This window comes from Citrobacter sp. Cs237 (assembly GCF_030332325.1).
In the GTDB taxonomy this organism is placed as follows: Bacteria; Pseudomonadota; Gammaproteobacteria; order Enterobacterales; family Enterobacteriaceae; genus Citrobacter_A; species Citrobacter_A sedlakii.
In genome coordinates, this window is the sequence record NZ_JAOWIB010000108.1 from 89,555 (window position 1) to 111,401 (window position 21,847).

20 protein-coding genes are annotated in these 21,847 nt (G+C 54.4%); 14 read left to right on the plus strand and 6 right to left on the minus strand.

Features of this window, described 5'->3' with window-relative positions:
• Positions 1–169: 169 nt before the first annotated feature.
• Entirely contained in the window at positions 170–1,405 is a 1,236-nt protein-coding gene (moeA, locus tag OGY07_RS17495) for a molybdopterin molybdotransferase MoeA (protein ID WP_199956358.1), read from the plus strand.
• The gene (gene moeB / locus OGY07_RS17500) at positions 1,405–2,154 is read left to right on the plus strand and encodes a molybdopterin-synthase adenylyltransferase MoeB (RefSeq protein WP_060569895.1); all 750 of its coding nucleotides are present in this window, start codon (positions 1,405–1,407) and stop codon (positions 2,152–2,154) included. Before moeA ends, moeB begins: the two co-directional genes overlap by 1 nt.
• Positions 2,155–2,300: 146 nt before the next feature.
• On the opposite strand, the gene fsa is transcribed toward moeB, so the two are convergent.
• A complete protein-coding gene (gene fsa, locus OGY07_RS17505) occupies positions 2,301–2,963 on the minus strand; it encodes a fructose-6-phosphate aldolase (protein WP_060569896.1) in 663 nt (220 codons plus the stop codon).
• 132 nt (positions 2,964–3,095) lie between these two features.
• Here fsa and OGY07_RS17510 point away from each other — a divergent pair, with 132 nt between their 5' ends.
• The 4 genes from OGY07_RS17510 (at position 3,096) to OGY07_RS17525 (ending at position 8,826) form a co-directional block, all read left to right on the plus strand.
• Complete coding sequence (locus OGY07_RS17510) at positions 3,096–3,995, plus strand: glycyl-radical enzyme activating protein (RefSeq protein WP_286602040.1); 900 nt, start codon at positions 3,096–3,098, stop codon at positions 3,993–3,995.
• A gap of 4 nt (positions 3,996–3,999) precedes the next feature.
• Positions 4,000–6,432 (plus strand): formate C-acetyltransferase/glycerol dehydratase family glycyl radical enzyme, encoded by a 2,433-nt coding sequence (locus tag OGY07_RS17515; protein ID WP_286602042.1) that lies wholly within the window; start codon positions 4,000–4,002, stop codon positions 6,430–6,432.
• A gap of 172 nt (positions 6,433–6,604) precedes the next feature.
• Positions 6,605–7,420 carry a Cof-type HAD-IIB family hydrolase gene (locus OGY07_RS17520; RefSeq protein ID WP_286602044.1) on the plus strand — a complete coding sequence of 272 codons (816 nt, stop codon included), beginning with the start codon at positions 6,605–6,607 and terminating at the stop codon, positions 7,418–7,420.
• A 143-nt stretch (positions 7,421–7,563) separates the two neighbouring features.
• The gene (locus OGY07_RS17525; protein WP_181821692.1) at positions 7,564–8,826 is read left to right on the plus strand and encodes a DUF1479 domain-containing protein; all 1,263 of its coding nucleotides are present in this window, start codon (positions 7,564–7,566) and stop codon (positions 8,824–8,826) included.
• Positions 8,827–8,881: 55 nt separating this feature from the next.
• Here OGY07_RS17525 and OGY07_RS17530 read toward each other — a convergent pair whose 3' ends face one another.
• Both OGY07_RS17530 and OGY07_RS17535 read right to left on the minus strand, forming a co-directional pair.
• The gene (locus OGY07_RS17530; protein ID WP_286602047.1) at positions 8,882–9,796 is read right to left on the minus strand and encodes a hypothetical protein; all 915 of its coding nucleotides are present in this window, start codon (positions 9,794–9,796) and stop codon (positions 8,882–8,884) included.
• Between the two features lie 121 nt (positions 9,797–9,917).
• Positions 9,918–11,510 carry an ABC-F family ATPase gene (locus OGY07_RS17535; protein WP_042285031.1) on the minus strand — a complete coding sequence of 531 codons (1,593 nt, stop codon included), beginning with the start codon at positions 11,508–11,510 and terminating at the stop codon, positions 9,918–9,920.
• Positions 11,511–11,728: 218 nt separating this feature from the next.
• On the opposite strand from OGY07_RS17535, the gene ldtB reads away from it, so the two are divergent.
• Positions 11,729–12,649, plus strand: a complete 921-nt coding sequence (gene ldtB / locus OGY07_RS17540) for a L,D-transpeptidase (RefSeq protein WP_042285033.1) — start codon at positions 11,729–11,731, stop codon at positions 12,647–12,649.
• Between the two features lie 88 nt (positions 12,650–12,737).
• On the opposite strand, the gene OGY07_RS17545 is transcribed toward ldtB, so the two are convergent.
• Both OGY07_RS17545 and mntR read right to left on the minus strand, forming a co-directional pair.
• Positions 12,738–13,847, minus strand: a complete 1,110-nt coding sequence (locus OGY07_RS17545) for an anion transporter (protein ID WP_060569902.1) — start codon at positions 13,845–13,847, stop codon at positions 12,738–12,740.
• Positions 13,844–14,317, minus strand: a complete 474-nt coding sequence (gene mntR, locus OGY07_RS17550; RefSeq protein WP_286602052.1) for a manganese-binding transcriptional regulator MntR — start codon at positions 14,315–14,317, stop codon at positions 13,844–13,846. Before mntR ends, OGY07_RS17545 begins: the two co-directional genes overlap by 4 nt.
• A gap of 186 nt (positions 14,318–14,503) precedes the next feature.
• On the opposite strand from mntR, the gene mntS reads away from it, so the two are divergent.
• A complete protein-coding gene (gene mntS / locus OGY07_RS17555) occupies positions 14,504–14,632 on the plus strand; it encodes a manganase accumulation protein MntS (protein WP_072014953.1) in 129 nt (42 codons plus the stop codon).
• A gap of 277 nt (positions 14,633–14,909) precedes the next feature.
• Complete coding sequence (locus tag OGY07_RS17560) at positions 14,910–16,490, plus strand: phosphoethanolamine transferase (protein ID WP_042286193.1); 1,581 nt, start codon at positions 14,910–14,912, stop codon at positions 16,488–16,490.
• Positions 16,491–16,549: 59 nt separating this feature from the next.
• Here OGY07_RS17560 and ompX read toward each other — a convergent pair whose 3' ends face one another.
• Positions 16,550–17,065 (minus strand): outer membrane protein OmpX, encoded by a 516-nt coding sequence (gene ompX / locus OGY07_RS17565; RefSeq protein WP_042285041.1) that lies wholly within the window; start codon positions 17,063–17,065, stop codon positions 16,550–16,552.
• Positions 17,066–17,477: 412 nt separating this feature from the next.
• On the opposite strand from ompX, the gene rhtA reads away from it, so the two are divergent.
• The 5 genes from rhtA (at position 17,478) to glnQ (ending at position 21,773) form a co-directional block, all read left to right on the plus strand.
• Positions 17,478–18,365 (plus strand): threonine/homoserine exporter RhtA, encoded by an 888-nt coding sequence (rhtA, locus tag OGY07_RS17570; protein WP_060569905.1) that lies wholly within the window; start codon positions 17,478–17,480, stop codon positions 18,363–18,365.
• Between the two features lie 309 nt (positions 18,366–18,674).
• Positions 18,675–19,178, plus strand: a complete 504-nt coding sequence (dps, locus tag OGY07_RS17575) for a DNA starvation/stationary phase protection protein Dps (RefSeq protein ID WP_042285046.1) — start codon at positions 18,675–18,677, stop codon at positions 19,176–19,178.
• 364 nt (positions 19,179–19,542) lie between these two features.
• A complete protein-coding gene (gene glnH / locus OGY07_RS17580) occupies positions 19,543–20,289 on the plus strand; it encodes a glutamine ABC transporter substrate-binding protein GlnH (protein ID WP_042285049.1) in 747 nt (248 codons plus the stop codon).
• A gap of 105 nt (positions 20,290–20,394) precedes the next feature.
• Complete coding sequence (glnP, locus tag OGY07_RS17585; RefSeq protein ID WP_042285051.1) at positions 20,395–21,054, plus strand: glutamine ABC transporter permease GlnP; 660 nt, start codon at positions 20,395–20,397, stop codon at positions 21,052–21,054.
• Complete coding sequence (glnQ, locus tag OGY07_RS17590) at positions 21,051–21,773, plus strand: glutamine ABC transporter ATP-binding protein GlnQ (protein WP_042285053.1); 723 nt, start codon at positions 21,051–21,053, stop codon at positions 21,771–21,773. Before glnP ends, glnQ begins: the two co-directional genes overlap by 4 nt.
• Positions 21,774–21,847 lie beyond the last annotated feature (74 nt).

Consider the following 21,847-nt stretch of genomic DNA (forward strand, 5'->3'; position numbering starts at 1 on the left):
TCTACAAATATCAGAATTTCGTAGAGTTATTGATTCGATTTTTGAATATAGAAAGATGCGTTTGGCATGTAAAGGTTCAGGATGCAGGCTACGTCCGAGGGAGCATACAGTCCCCCGCCATTTTCTGACATAATAGACGGATTCGAGTTTGCCCCGCAGGAGTGTTTTCATGGAATTTACCGCCGGACTGATGCCGCTGGAAACGGCGCTTACCAATATGCTGTCGCGTGTGACCCCGCTTACCGCCGTTGAGACACTGCCGCTGGTGCAGTGCTTTGGTCGCATTCTGGCCACCGATGTGGTCTCGCCGCTGGACGTGCCGGGCTTTGATAATTCCGCAATGGACGGTTACGCGGTACGCCTCGCCGACCTCGCTGCCGGGCACCCCCTGCCCGTCGCCGGTAAAGCCTTTGCCGGTCAGCCGTTTGACGGTGACTGGCCCGCCGGAAGCTGCATTCGCATTATGACCGGCGCGCCGGTTCCCGCAGGCTGTGAGGCGGTGGTAATGCAGGAGCACACCGAACAAACGGACAGCGGTATTCGGTTTACCGCTGACGTTCGCGCCGGGCAAAATATTCGCCGTCGCGGAGAAGATATCAGCCAAAACGCGGTGGTATTTCCTGTCGGTACGCGCCTGACCACCGCAGAGCTGCCGGTATTGGCGTCGCTCGGCATTGCCGGGGTACAGGTGGTGCGTAAAGTGCGCGTTGCGCTGTTTTCCACGGGGGATGAACTGCAGCTGCCGGGTCAGCCGCTCGGCGAGGGGCAAATTTATGACACCAACCGCCTGGCGGTGCACCTGATGCTGGAACAACTGGGTTGTGAGGTGATCAATCTCGGGATTATTCGCGACGACCCGAACGCCCTGCGCGCGGCGTTTATTGAAGCCGACAGCCAGGCCGACGTGGTTATCAGTTCCGGCGGCGTATCGGTTGGCGAAGCGGATTACACCAAAACCATTCTGGAAGAACTCGGCGAGATCGCTTTCTGGAAGCTGGCGATCAAGCCAGGCAAACCGTTCGCGTTCGGTCAGCTTAGCAACAGCTGGTTCTGTGGCCTGCCGGGCAACCCTGTCTCCGCAGCGCTGACGTTTTACCAACTGGTGCAACCGTTGCTGGCGAAACTGAGCGGTAACAACGCCAGCGGCTTACCGCCCCGTCAGCGGGTCCGCACCGCCTCGCGTCTGAAAAAAACGCCGGGACGTCTCGACTTCCAGCGCGGCGTGTTACAGCGCAACGCGAACGGCGAGCTGGAAGTGAGTACGACGGGACACCAGGGCTCGCATATTTTTAGCTCCTTCAGTCAGGGAAATTGCTTCATTGTGCTGGAGCGCGAGCGCGGGAATGTGGAGGCCGGCGAATGGGTGGACGTCGAGCCGTTTAACGCACTGTTTGGGGGCCTGTAATGGCGGAACTCAGCGACCAGGAGATGCTGCGCTACAACCGGCAAATCATCCTGCGCGGCTTCGATTTTGACGGTCAGGAAGCGCTGAAGGCGGCCAGAGTACTGATTGTCGGGCTCGGCGGACTCGGTTGCGCCGCCTCGCAATATCTGGCAAGCGCAGGCGTCGGACAACTGACGCTACTGGATTTCGATACCGTGTCGTTGTCCAACCTACAGCGTCAGACCCTGCACAGCGACGCGACGATCGGGCAGGCTAAAGTTGAGTCTGCGCGGGAGGCGCTGCAACGGATTAATCCACACATTACGATTACGCCGATCAACGCTCTGCTGGATGACACAGCGCTTAGCGCGCTTATCGCTAAACACGATCTGGTGCTGGACTGTACCGATAATGTCGCCGTTCGCAACCAGCTCAACGCGGGCTGCTTTGCCGCCAGGGTTCCCCTGGTATCCGGCGCGGCAATCCGCATGGAGGGTCAGATCAGCGTCTTTACCTATCAGGAAGGCGAACCCTGCTATCGCTGTCTGAGCCGCCTGTTTGGCGAAAACGCCCTCACCTGCGTCGAAGCGGGCGTCATGGCGCCGCTGATTGGCGTGATTGGCTCGCTACAGGCAATGGAGGCAATAAAACTGCTGGCGCGTTATGGACAGCCCGCACGCGGCAAAATTGTCATCTACGACGCGATGACCTGCCAGTTTCGCGAAATGAAACTGATGCGCAATCCAACCTGCGAAGTGTGCGGGAAATAACATACGTCCCGGTGACGACCCACTGGCGCACAGGGACTCGAGCGTTAGGAAAACGTCGCGCTGTAACGCTGGCGCGCCATGCGCATGTTTGTCTGGACCGGACTGCTATGAGGCCGGATAAGGCTTACGCCCTACCCGGCCTGGGATCAGATTGAGGTACGACCAAACGCGCTCTGCCAGTCGTGCTCAAATTTGGCGACGGCGGCATCCACTGCCGGATAGCTGATCAACTGCTGCGCAACGTCCAACGGCAGGGTGATCGACTCACAGCCTGCCAGCAGGCAATCCAGCGCCTGACGCGGGGTTTTAAAGCTCGCCGCCAACACTTTCGCCTGAGGAGCGTGCATTTTCAGCAGGTTCTGGAGATCGGTCACGGTCTGGATCCCATCCCCTCCCTGCGCATCCATGCGGTTAACGTATGGCGCGACATACTCTGCCCCCGCCAGGGCGGAGAGAAGCCCTTGCGCCGCGCCGTACACTGCCGTGCCGAGGGTCGGAATGCCTTCCGCTTTCAGCAATTTAATCGCCGCCAGTCCTTCCGCCGTTACCGGAACTTTGACCACGATATCCGCAATGATCCCACGCAGCTTGCGCGCATCGCTGACCATCCCTTCCGCCGTCGTCGCCATCACCTGGGCAAACAGACGCCCTTGACCGCCCATCGCATCACGTAATTCAGGCAGCAACACCTCCAGCGGTTTTTTGCCTGCGGCGACAATACTCGGGTTGGTGGTCACGCCCGCGAGAGGGAAAATCCGCGCCAGTGCCTTAACGGCCTCAACGTCGGAAGTATCCAGATAAAGTTCCATACCTATTCCTCAAACTGATCGTTAGCTTAAAACCAAGATACCACGGTAAAACCGCCATGTTAGTTGATACACGTCAATATAACTTTCATTCGAAAGTATTTTAATCTTTATACGAAACAAATGAGGCCGGTTATGATTTTTAATATTCAGCGTTATTCAACCCACGATGGTCCCGGCATCCGCACCGTCGTGTTCCTGAAGGGCTGCTCGCTGGGCTGTCGCTGGTGCCAGAATCCGGAAAGCCGGTCGCGCACGCCGGATCTGCTGTTTGATCCGCGCCTGTGTCTGGAGGGCTGCCAGCTGTGCGCCCAGGCTGCGCCAGCCGTGATCGAACGCGCGCTGAATGGCCTTGTAATCCACCGTGAAAATCTTACCGAAAAACAGATCGCCGCGCTGAACGATTGCTGTCCGACTCAGGCTCTGACGGTTTGTGGCGAAGAACAGAACGTGGACGACATTATGGCTACCGTGCTGCGCGACAAACCCTTTTACGATCGCAGCGGCGGCGGCATCACCCTTTCCGGCGGCGAACCCTTTATGCAACCGGCTCTTGCCGCTTCGCTGTTGAAAGCCAGCCATGAAGCAGGGATCCATACCGCAGTTGAAACCTGCCTGCATGTCCCGTGGAAGTACATTGCGCCTTCGCTGGAATACGTTGATTTATTCCTCGCCGATTTGAAGCACGTCGCCGAGGCGCCGTTCAAACAGTGGACCGATGGCAGCGCCGCGCGGGTGCTGGGCAACCTGAAGCGGGTCGCGGCGGCGGGTAAACAGATGATTATCCGCGTCCCATTGATTCAGGGATTTAACGCCGACAAAGAAGCGATCGAAGCCATCACCGATTTTGCCGCCGACACGCTGCGCGTTCGCGAAATTCATTTTCTGCCCTATCACACGCTGGGCATCAACAAATATCACTTACTCAATCAACCCTACAACGCGCCGGAAAAACCGCTGGATGCGCCAGAACTGCTTGCCTATGCGCAGCAGTACGCCTGCGCGAAAGGTATAACCGCGACTTTACGAGGATAGCCCTATGACGCAACTGAAACTGGACACGCTCAGCGAACGCATTAAAGCGCACAAAACCGCGCTGGTGCATATCGTTAAACCGCCGGTATGTACCGAACGCGCACAGCACTATACCGAAATGTACAAACAGCATCTCGACAAACCGATTCCGGTACGCCGCGCGCTGGCGCTGGCGCACCACCTGGCGGAACGCACCATCTGGATCAAGCACGACGAGCTGATCATCGGCAACCAGGCGAGCGAAGTGCGCGCCGCGCCGATCTTCCCGGAATATACCGTCTCGTGGATTGAAAAAGAAATTGACGACCTGGCGGACAGACCGGGCGCGGGCTTCGCAGTCAGCGAAGAGAATAAGCGCGTGCTGCATGAAGTCTGCCCGTGGTGGCGAGGCCAGACCGTACAGGATCGCTGCTACGGGATGTTTACCGATGAACAAAAAGCGCTGCTGGAAACCGGCATCATCAAAGCCGAAGGCAATATGACCTCCGGCGACGCGCATCTGGCGGTGAATTTCCCGCTGCTTCTGGAAAAAGGGCTCGACGGTCTGCGTGACAAAGTGGCGGAACGTCGTTCACGCATTAACCTCACCGTCCTTGACGATCTGCACGGCGAACAGTTCCTGAAAGCCATTGATATCGTGCTGGTTGCCGTCAGCGATCATATCGCGCGTTTCGCTGAGCTGGCGCGTAAAATGGCCAGTGAAGAAACCCGCGAGAGCCGCCGCACGGAGCTACTGACGATGGCGGAGAACTGCGACGTCATCGCCCATCAGCCGCCGCAAACGTTCTGGCAGGCGCTCCAGCTGTGCTACTTCATTCAACTGATTCTGCAAATTGAGTCTAACGGTCACTCCGTCTCGTTTGGCCGTATGGATCAGTACCTTTATCCGTATTACCGCCGCGACGTGGAGCTGGACCAGAGCCTGGATCGCGAGCATGCCATCGAGCTGCTGCACAGTTGCTGGCTCAAGCTGCTGGAGGTGAACAAGATCCGCTCCGGCTCGCACTCTAAAGCCTCGGCGGGCAGCCCGCTGTACCAGAACGTGACCATTGGCGGTCGGAATCTGGTTAACGGCCAGCCGATGGATGCGGTGAACCCGCTCTCTTATGCCATTCTGGAATCCTGCGGTCGTCTGCGCTCTACCCAGCCGAATCTGAGCGTGCGTTATCACGCCGGAATGAGCAACGACTTCCTCGATGCCTGCGTGCAGGTGATCCGCTGCGGATTCGGGATGCCCGCCTTTAACAATGATGAAATTGTCATTCCTGAATTCATTAAGCTCGGTATTGAACCGCAGGACGCCTACGATTACGCGGCGATTGGCTGCATCGAAACCGCCGTTGGCGGCAAATGGGGCTATCGCTGCACCGGAATGAGCTTCATCAATTTTGCCCGCGTCATGCTGGCGGCGCTGGAAGGCGGCCGCGACGCCACCAGCGGCAAGGTGTTCCTGCCGCAGGAAAAAGCGCTCTCTGCCGGTAACTTCACGGATTTCGACGATGTGATGGCGGCCTGGGATACCCAGATTCGTTACTACACGCGTAAATCGATCGAAATTGAGTACGTTGTCGACACCATGCTGGAGGAGAATGTGCACGATATCCTCTGTTCAGCGCTGGTGGATGACTGTATCGAACGCGCGAAAAGCATCAAGCAGGGCGGCGCGAAGTATGACTGGGTGTCCGGTTTACAGGTGGGCATTGCCAACCTCGGCAACAGCCTGGCGGCGGTGAAAAAACTGGTGTTTGAACAAGGCGTAATTGGTCAACAACAGTTGGCGGCGGCGCTGGCGGCGGATTTCGATGGCCTGACCCACGAGCAACTGCGCCAGCGTTTAATCAACGGCGCGCCGAAATACGGTAACGATGATGATTCCGTCGATACCCTGCTGGCACGCGCCTATCAGACCTATATCGACGAACTGAAGCAATACCATAACCCACGCTATGGACGCGGCCCGGTTGGCGGTAACTATTACGCAGGGACGTCATCTATTTCCGCAAATGTGCCGTTTGGCGCGGCGACGATGGCAACTCCGGATGGCCGAAAAGCCCATACGCCGCTGGCGGAAGGGGCAAGCCCGGCCTCCGGTACCGACCACCTTGGGCCAACCGCGGTGATTGGCTCCGTCGGTAAGCTGCCGACCGGTTCGATTCTTGGCGGCGTATTGCTGAACCAGAAGCTGAATCCAGCCACGCTGGAGAATGAATCCGACAAGCAGAAGCTGATGATCCTGCTGCGTACCTTCTTTGAGGATCACAAGGGCTGGCATATTCAGTACAACATTGTCTCCCGTGAAACGCTGCTGGAGGCGAAGAAACATCCGGATCAGTATCGCGATCTGGTGGTGCGAGTGGCTGGCTATTCCGCCTTCTTTACCGCCCTCTCACCGGATGCGCAGGACGATATCATCGCCCGTACCGAGCATATGTTGTAATGCGCTTCTGGCCGGAGAATACGCGTAAGCGTTGCCGTCCGGCCTTATCCCTCTGTCGCCGGAGCGGCTTGCGCTTCTCCGGCCTGTTGCTTTCATTCGAAATAAATTTGTGGTTTCGGTCACATTGTTATTAAAATGTTTCTGGTCGCAGTTTTGAGCCAGGAGCACTTATATGACAGTCAACGTTATCGTCACCGATATGGACGGTACGTTTCTTGATGACGCCAAAAAGTACGATCGTATCCGCTTTATGGCCCAGTATCAGGAACTCAAAAAACGTAATATTGAGTTTGTCGTCGCCAGCGGCAATCAGTATTACCAGCTCATCTCTTTCTTTCCTGAACTCAAGGATGAAATCAGTTTCGTGGCCGAAAACGGCGCGCTGGTGTTTGAGCATGGCAAGCAGCTTTTTCATGGCGAACTGACCCGTCACGAATCACGCATTGTGATCGGCGAACTGCTGAAAGATAAGCAACTCAACTTTGTGGCCTGCGGTCTGCAAAGCGCTTATGTAAGTGAAAACGCCCCCGAAGAGTTTGTCGCTTTAATGTCAAAACATTACCATCGCCTGAAGCCAGTTAAGGACTATCACGACATTGACGACGTGCTGTTCAAGTTTTCGCTGAACCTGGCGGACGAGCAGATCCCTCTGGTGATGGATGCGTTACATACCTCGCTTGACGGCATAATGAAGCCAGTGACCAGCGGTTTTGGCTTTATTGATTTAATTATTCCTGGTTTGCATAAAGCCAACGGTATCTCCCGCCTGCTGAAACGCTGGGCGCTGTCGCCAAAAAACGTGGTGGCGATAGGCGACAGCGGTAACGATGCCGAAATGCTCAAAATGGCGGGCTATTCCTTTGCCATGGCCAATGCCGCCGACAGCATCAAAGCCCTCTCCCGCTACCGCACCGATGACAATAACCATCAGGGCGCGCTAAACGTCATTCAGGCCGTTCTGGACAATACCTCCCCTTTCAACGCCTGATCCCACATGCCGGAGCCCTGCGCTCCGGTTCTCCAGCGTCACCCTAAGCATTCAATTTTTTTAAACTTGCATTAACTTATTTATAACTTATAGTGTCACTTGTAATTTAAATTAGTTTCGAATGAAAGCTATGCGAGGTAGTTATGGCCTTTACATTTACAAGCGAGACGTTACCTGTCGATCACAAAGCGGCGATCCGCCAGATGAAAAAAGAACTGCGCGCGCAGCTGGGTGACGTACAACGACTCTTTAATCAATTGAGTGATGCCCTCGCTACCCGGGTAGCCGAGATCAACGACCTTAAAGCGCGGGGAGCAGCAGTCTGGCCTGAGTTGACATATACGGACCTCAACGCGGGCAAGATCACGGCAGAGCAGCGCGAACTCATCAAACGGCGCGGTTGCGCGGTAATTAAAGGCCATTTCCCTCGTCAGCAGGCGCTTGACTGGGATCAGTCCATGCTCAACTACCTCGACCGCAATCACTTTGATGACGTGTATAAAGGTCCGGGGGACAACTTCTTCGGGACGCTGTCCGCCTCCCGCCCGGAGATCTTTCCGATCTACTGGTCTCAGGCGCAGATGCAGGCCCGACAAAGTGAAGAGATGGCAAACGTTCAGTCTTTCCTTAACCGGCTGTGGACATTTGCCCGTGACGGTAAGCAGTGGTTTGACCCGGACGTCAGCGTGATTTATCCGGACCGCATTCGTCGTCGTCCACCGGGAACCACGTCGAAAGGGCTTGGCGCGCATACCGATTCCGGCGCACTGGAACGCTGGCTGCTCCCGGCTTATCAGCGCGTCTTCGCCAACGTGTTTAACGGTAATCTGGCGAAATACGATCCGTGGGATGCGGCATACCGTACCGACGTGGAAGAATATACCGTCGATAACACCACAAAATGCTCGGTCTTCCGCACCTTCCAGGGCTGGACAGCGTTGTCCGATATGCTTCCTGGTCAAGGTTTACTGCATGTGGTCCCCATTCCTGAAGCGATGGCATATCTCCTGCTGCGTCCGCTGCTGGACGATGTACCAGACGATGAACTGTGCGGCGTGGCGCCCGGCAGGGTACTGCCCGTGTCAGAACAGTGGCATCCGCTGTTGATGGAGGCGCTGACCAGTATTCCGCAACTCGAAGCCGGGGACTCCGTCTGGTGGCATTGCGACGTAATCCACGCTGTCGCCCCGGTCGAAAACCAGCAGGGCTGGGGAAACGTGATGTATATTCCCGCCGCGCCCATGTGCGAAAAGAATCTGGCGTACGCGCACACGGTAAGAGCCGCCCTGGAGAAAGGCGCATCCCCGGGAGATTTCCCACGTGAAGATTATGAAATGAACTGGGAAGGCCGCTTTACGCTGAATGATTTGAATATTCACGGCAAACGGGCGTTGGGAATGGTTTAATACTTACCCTCAATCATTCCGGTTTTCTTCCCGCAGAAAGAAAACCGGAACGCTTTTAATTGACGGAAACCCCGGCCAGTTTCCACTGTTCGTTTTCTTTGTACATAGTGACGGTAATCACCCCCGGCGCGCCATTCCTGAACGTGACTTTGCCCGACAAGGTTCCGACATTGTCGGCAACGCTAATGCTATTAAATGAATAATCGTCAATTTCAGAGAAGTTAATGGCTTTCGTCGCCTGAATAAATTCCTCTTCCGTCATTTTCCGCTGAATAGCATGGGCGCTCGCCCGCCAGGCTTCACCATATTGCTCATTGCGCAGCAGATCGATTTCCACACGGGCAGCCTCTTTTACTCCGCCCAACGAAACGAAGAGGATTGAAGCGATACCCACGACGGCGAGCAATATTGCGCCAATGACGCCTGCGACAACATATTTTCTTTTTTTCTTGTCTGCCAGAATGCCCTGTACCTGCCAACCGGCATTACGGACGATGTCGAAGACGGGATCCATTATTTCTGTTGAGACAAATGTATAACCATAAATTTTGCCCACGCTGCCATCTTCTTTGACGCCCCAGGCACTACCCGTAGAGAATTCCAGTCGCTTACCGAGATGCGCTGACTTGCCAAACGTAAAACCGCCAGCATTAGCATTCCATTCCACGTCGGTGGATGTCTCGCGATAGCGAACCTGTTTTTTGCGTTCATCGAAAAACAGCCGTAGCTCGTACTGTTTCTTCAGACCTGCTTTGCCTAAAATTTCCTGCCATTTGGCATCCACAATATTCCATGTGGCAACGATTTCATTGCCCTCTTCCTGAAGAATAAACGGCTTGTCGTTGTTGGCATTCAGGTTTAATAACTGTGTTTTAAGCGTAGCTAAAGAGACCGTTACTGGCTGATTCATTCTTTCTTCCCTGTCCTTGTTAAAATAAACGGGAAGCATCTTAGCCGGAATGTCGGCCACATTTCATCACTTGTGACACGCTTTCAGATTAACACCACAGTAGGGATTAATGATTTATTTCTCTGTATTTCGCGCGACAGGCGCATTAGCTGCGCCTGTCGTGTGAAAGATGACGGGAAAACTATTCGATACCTTTGCTGCGAAGGTAGTCTTCATAACTTCCGCTAAAGTCGATGACGCGTTCCGGCGTAATTTCCAGCACGCGGGTCGCCAGCGAGCTAACGAATTCGCGGTCGTGGGAAACGAAGATCAGGGTGCCCTGATACATCTCCAGCGCCATATTGAGCGACTCGATAGACTCCATATCCAGGTGGTTCGTCGGTTCGTCCATGATCAGAATATTAGGCTTCTGCATCATCAACTTACCAAACAGCATCCGCCCCTTCTCGCCACCGGAGAGCACTTTTGCCGGCTTTTTGATATCGTCCTGGCTGAACAGCAGACGCCCCAGAATGCTGCGCACCGCCTGCTCATCGTCGCCTTCCTGTTTCCACTGGCTCATCCATTCGAACACCGTCAGATCGTTTTCGAATTCATATTCGTGATCCTGCGCGTAATACCCTATGCGGGCATTTTCAGACCATTTCACGGTGCCGTTGTCCGCTTCCAGATCGCCGACCAGCGTTTTCAGTAGGGTGGATTTACCGACGCCGTTGGTGCCGAGCACCGCCAACTTCTCGCCCACTTCCAGCAGCAGGTTAACGCCTTTAAACAGCGGACCGTTGTCAAACCCTTTGCTGAGCGCTTCCACTTCCAGCGCGTTACGGAACAGTTTCTTGTCCTGCTCGAAGCGGATGAACGGGTTCTGACGGCTTGACGCTTTGACTTCGTCGAGTTTGATTTTATCAATCTGACGGGCGCGGGACGTGGCCTGACGTGATTTTGACGCGTTAGCGCTAAAGCGGCTGACAAAAGACTGCAGCTCGGCAATTTGCGCTTTTTTCTTGGCATTATCGGCGAGCAGGCGTTCACGCGCCTGGGTCGCGGCGGTCATATACTCATCGTAGTTGCCGGGATATACGCGCAGTTCGCCGTAGTCCAGATCCGCCATGTGAGTGCAGACCATATTCAGGAAGTGACGGTCATGCGAAATGATGATCATGGTGCTGTCGCGGTCGTTGAGCACCTGTTCCAGCCAGCGAATGGTATCGATATCCAGGTTGTTGGTCGGTTCGTCGAGCAGCAGAATATCCGGATCGGAGAACAGCGCCTGCGCCAGCAGCACGCGCAGCTTCCAGCCTGGCGCGACTTCGCTCATCGGGCCGTAGTGCTGTTCTACGGGGATACCCACGCCGAGCAGCAGTTCACCGGCGCGCGCTTCCGCGGAATAGCCGTCCATCTCGCCATACTTCACTTCCAGATCGGCCACCTTGTAGCCGTCTTCTTCGCTCATTTCAGGCAGCGCGTAAATGCGATCGCGCTCCTGCTTCACTTCCCACAGCTCGCCGTGACCCATGATCACGGTATCAAGCACCGTGAATTCTTCAAAGGCAAACTGATCCTGGCGCAGTTTACCGATCCGCTCGTTGGGATCGAGAGACACGTTGCCGAGCGTCGGCTCAAGATCGCCGCCGAGGATCTTCATAAAGGTGGATTTACCGCTACCGTTGGCGCCAATCAGGCCGTAACGGTTGCCGCCGCCAAACTTGACGGAAATGTTTTCGAACAGCGGCTTACTGCCGAACTGCATGGTGACGTTACTGGAAACTAACACGGACGTATCCTAAAGAAGATGTGACAAACCGCGCATTATGCCACAAGTCTTCAATAAGATCCCGCCCTGCGGTAAACGGCGACGCGTTAAACCGGGGGAAAAAAATGTGATTTCGTACACATCCGAATTCCCTGTTAGCGGGAATGCACATATAATGCGCTCCCAACACTACAGAATTCTCAACCCAACAGCCTGCCAGGCATTGAATCTCGCATAACATGAATATGAAATTAACAACGTTTTTCGCGGCGGCACTCGCTGTAGTCGGCTTTTGCAGTACCGCTTCTGCCGTGACTTATCCGCTGCCAACCGATGGTAGCCGTCTGATTGGTCAAAACCAGGTTATCACCATCCCTGAAGGTAATACCCAGCCGCTGGAATATTTTGCTGCTGAATACCAGATGGGCCTTTCAAACATGCTCGAAGCAAACCCGGGCGTGGACACCTTCCTGCCAAAAGGCGGTACGGTGCTGAATATTCCGCAACAGTTGATCCTGCCGGACACCGTGCATGAAGGCATCGTCATTAACAGCGCGGAAATGCGCCTGTATTACTATCCGAAAGGCACTAATACCGTGATCGTACTGCCTATCGGTATCGGTCAGTTAGGCAAAGATACGCCGATCAACTGGACCACGAAGGTTGAACGTAAGAAAGCGGGCCCGACCTGGACGCCAACCGCGAAAATGCACGCCGAGTACCGCGCGGCGGGCGAACCGCTGCCGGCTGTCGTACCGGCTGGCCCGGATAACCCGATGGGACTTTACGCGCTATACATTGGCCGCCTGTATGCGATCCACGGCACCAACGCTAACTTCGGTATCGGCCTGCGCGTGAGCCACGGTTGCGTACGTCTGCGTAACGAGGACATTAAATTCCTGTTCGAAAACGTGCCTGTCGGTACCCGCGTACAGTTTATCGATGAACCGGTCAAAGCCACCACCGAGCCAGACGGTAGCCGCTATATCGAGGTACATAATCCGCTGTCTACCACCGAAGCGCAGTTCGAAGGCGAAGAGATCGTACCGATCACCCTGACGAAGGGCGTGAAGAGCATCACCGAACAGGCTGACGTTGACCAGGCGGTTCTCTCCCAGGCCATTGAAAACCGCTCCGGTATGCCGGTTCGTCTGAACTAATCAGTGACCAGCGTTGGGTAGCGGCTTACGCCCTACCCATCCTGCTGAGTCAGATCGTCGGCCCGATAAGCACCGCGCCATCGGGCCATCACAACACCAACAGCAGCCCGTATCCTACCAGTCCCGCCCACACCAGCATCGGCAGCGAATAAAGATGAAAGCGCCACCAGATGCGTCGGTCATTCGCCATCCGTAAGGCAATCAAATTCGCCAGCGAGCCAGGCAACAGGCCAAACCCGCCCACGTTCACCGCCCACGCCAGCAACATCGTCGGCGGCACATAATTCAGCAGCAGGATGGTGCCAGGCACATTACTGATAACCTGCGACAGGCCGATCGCCGTCAGCCACAGTCCCGGTTCAGAGAGCGTGCTGACATGATTTAACGCCCCCTGTAACAGGGGTAGCTGCGTCAGCAAATGAACGTCAATGAACATCGCCATAAACACCAACAGCAGCGTCCAGTCCACGCTCAGCACCACGCGACGCGCCAGCAGCAAAAAACCCACCGCCACTATCGCCAGCCCGACAGGCGCCTGTTTCAGCTCTAACGCCGTCAGAAAAACGAGATACAGCGCCAGACAACTCCACACCAGCCGCGGCTGCCATTCTGGCGACCGCGTTCCGCTGTGAAATTCCAGCGGTCTGTTCGGAAAGCAGAACCAGCATAGTACCAACAACGTCAGCATCATCGCCGCGGCAAGCGGGGCCATCTGCAGGATAAACGCGGCGAATGAAAGCCCGCTGCGTCCCCACATCAGGATGTTTTGCGGGTTGCCGACAGGCGTAAGCAGCGAACCGGCGTTGACTGCCAGCGCTTCAAAGATAATCAGTCGGTTTACCGGAATGGCGCACAGCTTTTTAAGGGTGATGGTCAGCGGAACAACGATAAACAAGGCGACATCGTTAGTGAGAAACGTGGAAAGCAGCGCGGCGGCCAGCACCATAAATATCGCCAGACGGCGCTCTGTCGCCAGCCGTCGGGTCATTTTCCGCCCTGCTACATCGAAATAGCCGCTCAGCTCTACGCCTTTTGTAAGCAGCATCAGGCCGCTCAGGGTAACGATCGTATGCCAGTCAATCGCTGCGACCCAGCTTTGCGGCCTGAAGGGCACGTAAAAACTTAATCCCACGCCCACAACGAGCAAGAGATGGAAAAAACGGTCGCGTTTCAGCGCCCGAAAAAAAGGCAGGTTCATTCAGAGGCTGTTCCATGCTGCTGCGTAAACGCGCGAAAAGCGTCCAGCGTCTCCTGGCTGACGTGGTGCTCCATCCCCTCCGCGTCACGCCGGGCAATCTCCGGACTCACCCCCAGCACCAGCAGGAAGTTTTCAACGATTTGATGCCGTTCGCGGCTTTCCTGCGCCAGCCTTTCCCCTTCCGGCGTTAAAAAGACGCCGCGCCAGGGGATCATTTCGATCAGTCCTACCGACGCCAGGCGTTTCAGCATTTTCGCCACCGTAGGCTGGGAAACCCCAAGACGCGCCGCCATATCGACCTGACGCGCTTCGCCGACCTCAATGATCAGATCGGAGATTAGCTCCACATAGTCGTCAATCAGTTCGCGACGGTGAGCCTCTCTGACCTGGCGAAACCCTTCGACGTGTTCCTCAACGTTCACTAACTGCGTCACTTTTTTCGTTGTTGGCGTACCTGCGCGACGACTCATTCTGCTTCCTCATTCCTGTGACGCATTGACCGCATCGTTCTGGAGAACGCTCATTGTAAACCAGAGTTGCCCCGGCACAAAAAATTAACGTTTTAGCAATAGCTATATAATATAGCCTGTGCTATATCTGTATGTAATGCAAACACCCGTCACGGATCGAGGGGATCGGTCAGTCAGGAGGTCACAATGAATGAGTTCAAGAGGTGCTTAAGCGTGTTCAGCCATTCCCCCTTTAAGGTTCGGTTAATGCTGCTCTCGATGCTGTGCGATATGATTAGCAGCAAACCGGAACAGGACACCCCGTCAAAAAAATAATGCGGCGTCGCGGTACGCCGCTTCATCTTGCTGTCATTTTCGACGGCTATACTCACCTGCCAGCCAGAATACCCCTTCTTTTTGTCGGATTTGCTAACGTCTTCGCAAAACAATTTCATACTGCCAGTTGACCTTCTGTTTCACAGGCTCTATCTTCTTGCAGCCCTGCCTATATTGCGGCTCGCAGATGCGGACCTCTTCCCCTCTTAACGCACGCTCAGCAGGCGATGACCCTTGGCGCCAGGGTGAGCACATGGCGTTTTTTAGATTGTGGCATATGAATTTAACCCTCAAAGAGACGCTTTTGACGCGCACCCGGGCAATGAGCCCGTGGACGGCCTTTTATTTATTACAGTCTCTGCTGATCAACCTGGCGCTGGGCTACCCGTTTAGTCTGCTCTATACCACGGCCTTTACCTGCATTTTGCTTCTGCTGTGGCGTACCGCGCCGCGTGTACAAAAAGGACTGATTGGCCTCTGCTCGCTGGTGGCGGCGATGTATTTCCCTTTTGGCCAGGCTTACGGCGCGCCGAACTTTAATACACTGCTGGCGCTGCATTCCACCAATATGGAAGAGTCAACGGAAATACTGACCATCTTCCCGTGGTACAGCTATCTGGTTGGCGTGTTTATTTTTGCGCTCGGCGTTATTGCCGTTCGTCGCAAAAAAGAGGAAGTGCAGGCGCGCTGGAACACGTTTGACAGCCTCTGCCTACTGTTCAGCGTAGTTGCATTTTTTGTCGCGCCACTGCAAAACCTGGCCTGGGGCGGGGTATTTAAGCTCAAAGATACTGGTTATCCGGTGTTCCGCTTTGCAAAAGACGTCATCGTAAACAATAACGAGGTGATTGACGAACAGGCGCGCATGGCGAAACTTGCCAGCATGAAAGATACATGGACCGTCACCGCCGTGAAGCCGAAATATCACACCTACGTGGTGGTGATAGGCGAAAGCGCCCGTCGCGATGCGCTTGGCGCGTTTGGTGGACATTGGGATAACACACCGTTTGCCAGCAGCGTTAACGGGTATTTGTTTACCGACTATGTCGCCGCCAGCGGCTCCACGCAAAAATCACTGGGCCTTACGCTTAATCGGGTGGTGGAGGACAAACCGCAGTTCCAGGATAACTTCGTCACGCTGGCGAACCGCGCGGGCTTTCAGACCTGGTGGTTCTCAAATCAGGGGCAAATCGGGGAGTACGATACCGCCATCGCCAGCATCGCCAGGCGGGCAGACGAAGTTCAGTTCCTGAAAAGCGGCGACTTCGAAGCGGATAAAAACACTCAGGACACCGCCCTGCTGAAAATGACCGCTCAGGTACTGGCGACCGAGCGCACCCAGCCGCAGCTTATTGTGCTGCATTTAATGGGCTCACATCCGCAGGCCTGCGACCGAACACTTGGCAAATACGCAACGTTTGTACAGTCGAAAGAGACCTCCTGCTACCTTTATACCATGACGCAGACCGACGACCTGCTTCGTCAACTCTACGATCAACTGCGCAACAGCGGCGACAGTTTCTCGCTGGTGTATTTCTCCGATCACGGACTGGCCTTTAAGGAACGCGGAAAAGAGGTGCAGTATCTGGCGCACGATGACGCGTTCCAGCAAAACTTCCAGGTGCCGTTTATGGTGCTTTCCAGCGATGACAAAGCGCATAAGGTAATTAAAGCGCGGCGCTCGGCTAACGACTTTCTCGCTTTCTTCTCCCAGTGGACGGGTATTCGCGCGAAGGAGATCAAACCCCGCTACCGTTTTATCTCCGAGCAAAAGGCCGGGCCAGTGTACATTACCAACTTCAAGTTACAGAAAGTGGATTATAACCATCTGGGGACGGACATTTTCTCGACGAAGTAACCGGCACAGGCAAAAAAAAATCCGCCCCGAAAGGCGGATTTTTTATATCACCGAAGTGATTAGAAGCGGTAACCAACGCCGGCGATCCAGGTGCCAACGTCAACGCTACGAATACGGCTCTGCTCGTAGGAGAAGTCCAGAGCTACGTTTTCGATCGGGTTGAACTGCAGGCCAGCACCGTAGGTGAAGCCGTAGTCGCTGGTGTCATCTTTGTAGCCAGGGTAGTTAGTCTGCTGGAATTTACCGTAGCCAACACCCACAACACCGTAGATGCTTGCCCAGTCGTTCAGACGGTAAGCCGGACCCGCGGTGATGCTGTAGTACTGGGATTTGTTGTAATCGCCCGCACTGTTAGTACGATCTTTTTCAGAGTAAGTGAAGGAACCGATTACGCCCAGCGGGTTGTTGTCCTGCTCATAACGATACTTCAGGTTGAAACCGTTCATTTTGTTCGCTACGCCCTGAGCATCGCTCTGTGCGTAACCGCCGGTAACAGTAGAAGTTGCTGCAGAAGCGGTACCTGCAGTGAAAGCCAGAACAGCGGCCAGTGCTGAAAGACATGCAATTTTTTTCATAACCACCTCAAATGTGCTTCAAATAAGTCCTAAGTTTTAAATATATCAAAAATTGATGAGAAACTCTTTGCGATTCGCGATGTCTAACGGGTCAATTCATGTAACAAAACATTTCCACAACCCGCTATCCTATTCAAATAACATCACTTTTCTGGAAATCCAGCACATTATTACGCGCATAACAACGGACATTCATCCAGATTATTCCTAATCATAAAGTTTATTAATTCATCAATACCCTTTCATTCTACGACGTTTCACGAAAAATTTTTCAACAAAGACTCAACCGTTAAAGGTTTATTCCATTACACTGCCTGTTTTACTTTTCTATACATCACGCGCCCCATCGTGCGGCTGGTTCTTTGCCAGGCTCCACGATGGCGTGTTTTACCGTCCAGTGTCAGGAGAAAGGATGCCAGGGTCTTCACGTAAAATCCCAGTTTGGTTGCCGATAGTCGTACTGCTGATTGCGATGTGCTCCATTCAGAGCGGCGCATCATTGGCAAAATCGTTGTTCCCTCTGGTTGGCGCGCCGGGCGTTACCGCGCTGCGCCTGGCGCTGGGCACACTTATTCTGGTTGCCTTTTTTAAACCCTGGCGTCTGCGCTTTGCGAAAGAACAGCGGCTGCCGCTGCTTTTCTATGGGCTGTCGTTGGGTGGGATGAATTATCTCTTTTACCTGTCGATTCAGACGGTGCCGCTCGGCATCGCGGTTGCGCTGGAATTTACGGGGCCGCTGGCCGTGGCGCTGTTCGCGTCTCGACGTCCGGTGGATTTCATCTGGGTGGTGCTGGCGGTACTCGGGCTGTGGTTTTTGCTGCCGCTGGGTCAGGATGTGTCGCATGTCGACCTGGCAGGCGCAGCGTTGGCGCTGGGCGCGGGCGCCTGCTGGGCTATCTATATTCTTAGCGGCCAGCGCGCCGGGGCGGAACACGGGCCGGCAACGGTCGCAGTCGGCTCGCTGATTGCCGCCATTGTGTTTGTTCCTCTCGGCGCAGCACAGGCTGGCGAGGCGCTCTGGCACTGGTCGATAATCCCACTGGGACTGGCCGTCGCGGTGCTGTCTACTGCGCTCCCCTACTCCCTGGAGATGATTGCCTTAACCCGACTGCCGACACGAACGTTTGGCACGTTGATGAGCATGGAGCCCGCGCTGGCGGCGGTAGCCGGCATCGTGTTCCTCGGCGAAACGCTGACCGTCATCCAGTTGCTGGCGCTGGGGGCTATCATTGCCGCCTCTATGGGTTCAACGTTAACGATTCGACGCGATACTGAAATTAAAAAAGTTGACGTAAAGTAATTTTACATTTCTGCATGGTTTGCATAATCATGCAGAATATCCTTCCGCTTACCCACGCTATTTTCCGCCCTGGCGCTATGTGTTTTACCGATGTTTATTTGCAAGGATTTTCCTGGACTCAGGTTAATATCGCTATGGCATTATGGAATAATTTTTCATTTGCAACATTATGAATAGCAATGCAATTCCTGATGAACATGGCAATGCGCTATTAAAGCGATAGGGAGAGCCAGAAAAGCAGGATCGATAACCGGTGCTATACTTAGTTTCGTTAATTACCGGGACATAACATCAAGAGGATATGAAATTATGAGTACCGCTAAATTGGTAAAAACAAAAGCGTCCAATCTGCTTTATACCCGCAACGATGTCTCCGACAGCGATAAGAAAGCAACGGTTGAGTTGCTGAATCGTCAGGTTATCCAGTTTATCGACCTGTCTCTGATTACGAAACAGGCGCACTGGAACATGCGCGGTGCTAATTTTATTGCCGTACACGAAATGCTGGATGGCTTCCGTACTGCGTTAACCGATCATCTGGATACTATGGCCGAACGTGCCGTACAACTGGGTGGCGTTGCCTTAGGGACGACTCAGGTTATCAACAGCAAAACCCCGCTGAAAAGCTATCCGCTGGACATCCATACCGTTCAGGATCACCTGAAGGAGCTGGCAGATCGTTATGCTGTCGTGGCAAACGACGTGCGTAAAGCGATTGGCGAAGCGAAGGATGAAGACACCGCTGATATCTTCACCGCCGCGTCACGCGATCTCGACAAATTCCTGTGGTTTATCGAATCTAACATCGAATAATCGCGTCATAAGTAAGACCTCTACAACCCTCGCTTCGGCGGGGGTTTTGCACTTTTATAGTGCATCGCCCGGCCTCCCTGCCGCAATAAAGTAAATTTATTGTAATAATCACCTCACACAATCGTTAACGAAAGATTGTTTTAACAGCAATATTTACGCTAAATAAGCAGACTGCTAGCGCCACCCCGGTCATGCACTCATTTAGTGCCCCGTTTTGGTGCAAAAAGCGACACTTGCCACGCTGCGTGTGCAAACTTGCGTTGCGGCCTCTTGTTAAAACAAGGGGTTGCAAAACTGGCACGAATCTTTCATTACGCTTACTGTTCTTGCAGGGGATCGCCCCGTGGATAAAAAAGGAAATGCTATGAAGTCTTTATTAAACGTTTCACTGGCAGCACTTACCCTGGCTTTTGCCGTCTCTTCTCACGCGGCGGAAAAAAAACTGATTGTGGCGACTGACACCGCGTTCGTTCCGTTTGAATTCAAACAGGGTGACAAATACGTTGGCTTTGATGTGGATCTGTGGGCTGCCGTCGCGAAAGAGCTGAAGCTGGACTATCAACTGAAGCCGATGGATTTCAGCGGCATTATCCCGGCACTGCAAACCCGCAACGTCGACCTGGCGCTGGCGGGTATCACCATTACCGACGAGCGTAAAAAAGCGATCGATTTCTCTGACGGCTACTACAAAAGCGGCCTGTTAGTGATGGTGAAAGCGAATAACAACGATGTGAAAAGCGTGAAAGATCTGGACGGTAAAGTGCTGGCGGTGAAGAGCGGCACCGGCTCCGTTGACTACGCGAAAGCGAACATCAAAACCAAAGATCTGCGCCAGTTCCCGAATATCGATAACGCCTATATGGAGCTGGGCACCAATCGCGCGGACGCGGTTCTGCACGACACGCCAAACATCCTCTATTTCATCAAAACCGCCGGCAACGGCCAGTTTAAGGCGGTCGGTGAGTCTCTGGAAGCGCAGCAGTACGGTATCGCGTTCCCGAAAGGCAGTGACGATCTGCGTGAAAAAGTGAACGGCGCGCTGAAAACCCTGCGTGAGAACGGCACTTACAACGAAATTTACAAAAAATGGTTCGGTACTGAACCGAAATAAAACAGCCTGAGAACCAGGCTCTGTAACGCCCGGCAGCGTTTGCCGGGCCTACACTTTTAGCCATCGTGCGATCGGCTATTTTCACCACGGTAACAGGAATAACATATGCAGTTTGACTGGAGCGCCATCTGGCCCGCCATTCCGATCCTGCTTCAGGGCGCCAAAATGACCCTGTGGATCTCGATCCTCGGCCTCGCCGGGGGGATCGTCATTGGCCTGCTGGCGGGGTTAGCCCGTACTTACGGCGGCTGGATCGCCAATCACGTCGCCCTTGTGTTTATCGAAATCATTCGCGGCACGCCTATCGTCGTGCAGGTGATGTACATCTACTTCGCCCTGCCGATGGCCTTCCCGGACCTGCGCATCGACACCTTTAGCGCGGCGGTAATCACCATCATGATTAACTCCGGCGCGTACATCGCGGAAATTACCCGCGGTTCGGTCTTGTCGATCCACAAAGGGTTCAGCGAAGCTGGGCTGGCGCTCGGGCTTTCACGTCGCGAAACCATTCGTCACGTGATTATGCCGCTGGCGCTGCGCCGCATGCTGCCATCGCTTGGCAACCAGTTAATTATCAGCATTAAAGACACCTCGCTGTTCATCGTGATTGGGGCGGCTGAGCTGACCCGCAGCGGCCAGGAGATCATCGCCGGCAACTTCCGCGCGCTGGAAATCTGGACCGCTGTCGGCGTGATTTACCTCATCATCACGCAGGTCTTGAACATCGTGCTTCGTAGTCTGGAAAGAAGGATGAAAATCCTGTGATTGAATTTAAAAACGTCTCCAAGCATTTTGGCCCAACCCAGGTGCTGCATAATATCGATCTGAATATCAAACAGGGCGAAGTGGTGGTGATTATCGGGCCGTCAGGCTCCGGAAAATCCACGCTGTTGCGCTGCATTAATAAACTGGAGGAGATCACCTCCGGCGATCTGATCGTTGACGGCCTGAAGGTCAACGATCCGAAGGTAGACGAGCGTCTGATTCGCCAGGAAGCGGGAATGGTATTCCAGCAGTTTTACCTGTTTCCTCATCTGACCGCCCTGGAAAACGTCATGTTCGGCCCGCTGCGCGTGCGCGGCACCCGTAAAGAAGAGGCGGAAAAACAGGCGAAAGCGCTGTTGGCGAAGGTCGGCCTTGCCGAACGCGCGCACCACTATCCGTCTGAACTTTCAGGCGGGCAGCAGCAGCGTGTGGCGATTGCCCGCGCCCTGGCGGTTAAGCCGAAAATGATGCTGTTTGATGAGCCGACCTCTGCGCTTGACCCCGAGCTGCGCCACGAGGTTCTGAAAGTCATGCAGGATCTGGCGGAAGAAGGCATGACCATGGTCATCGTAACCCATGAAATCGGCTTTGCCGAAAAAGTGGCCTCGCGTCTTATCTTCATTGACAAAGGCCGGATTGCCGAAGACGGCAATCCGCAGGCGCTGATTGAAAACCCGCCAAGTCAGCGTCTACAGGAATTTTTGCAGCACGTTTCCTGACGATTCGCCTCCCTTTCGCGCCGAAGGGGAGGTTTTCTACGACTCCTCCCAAATCCAAACCTCATCCCTCCAGC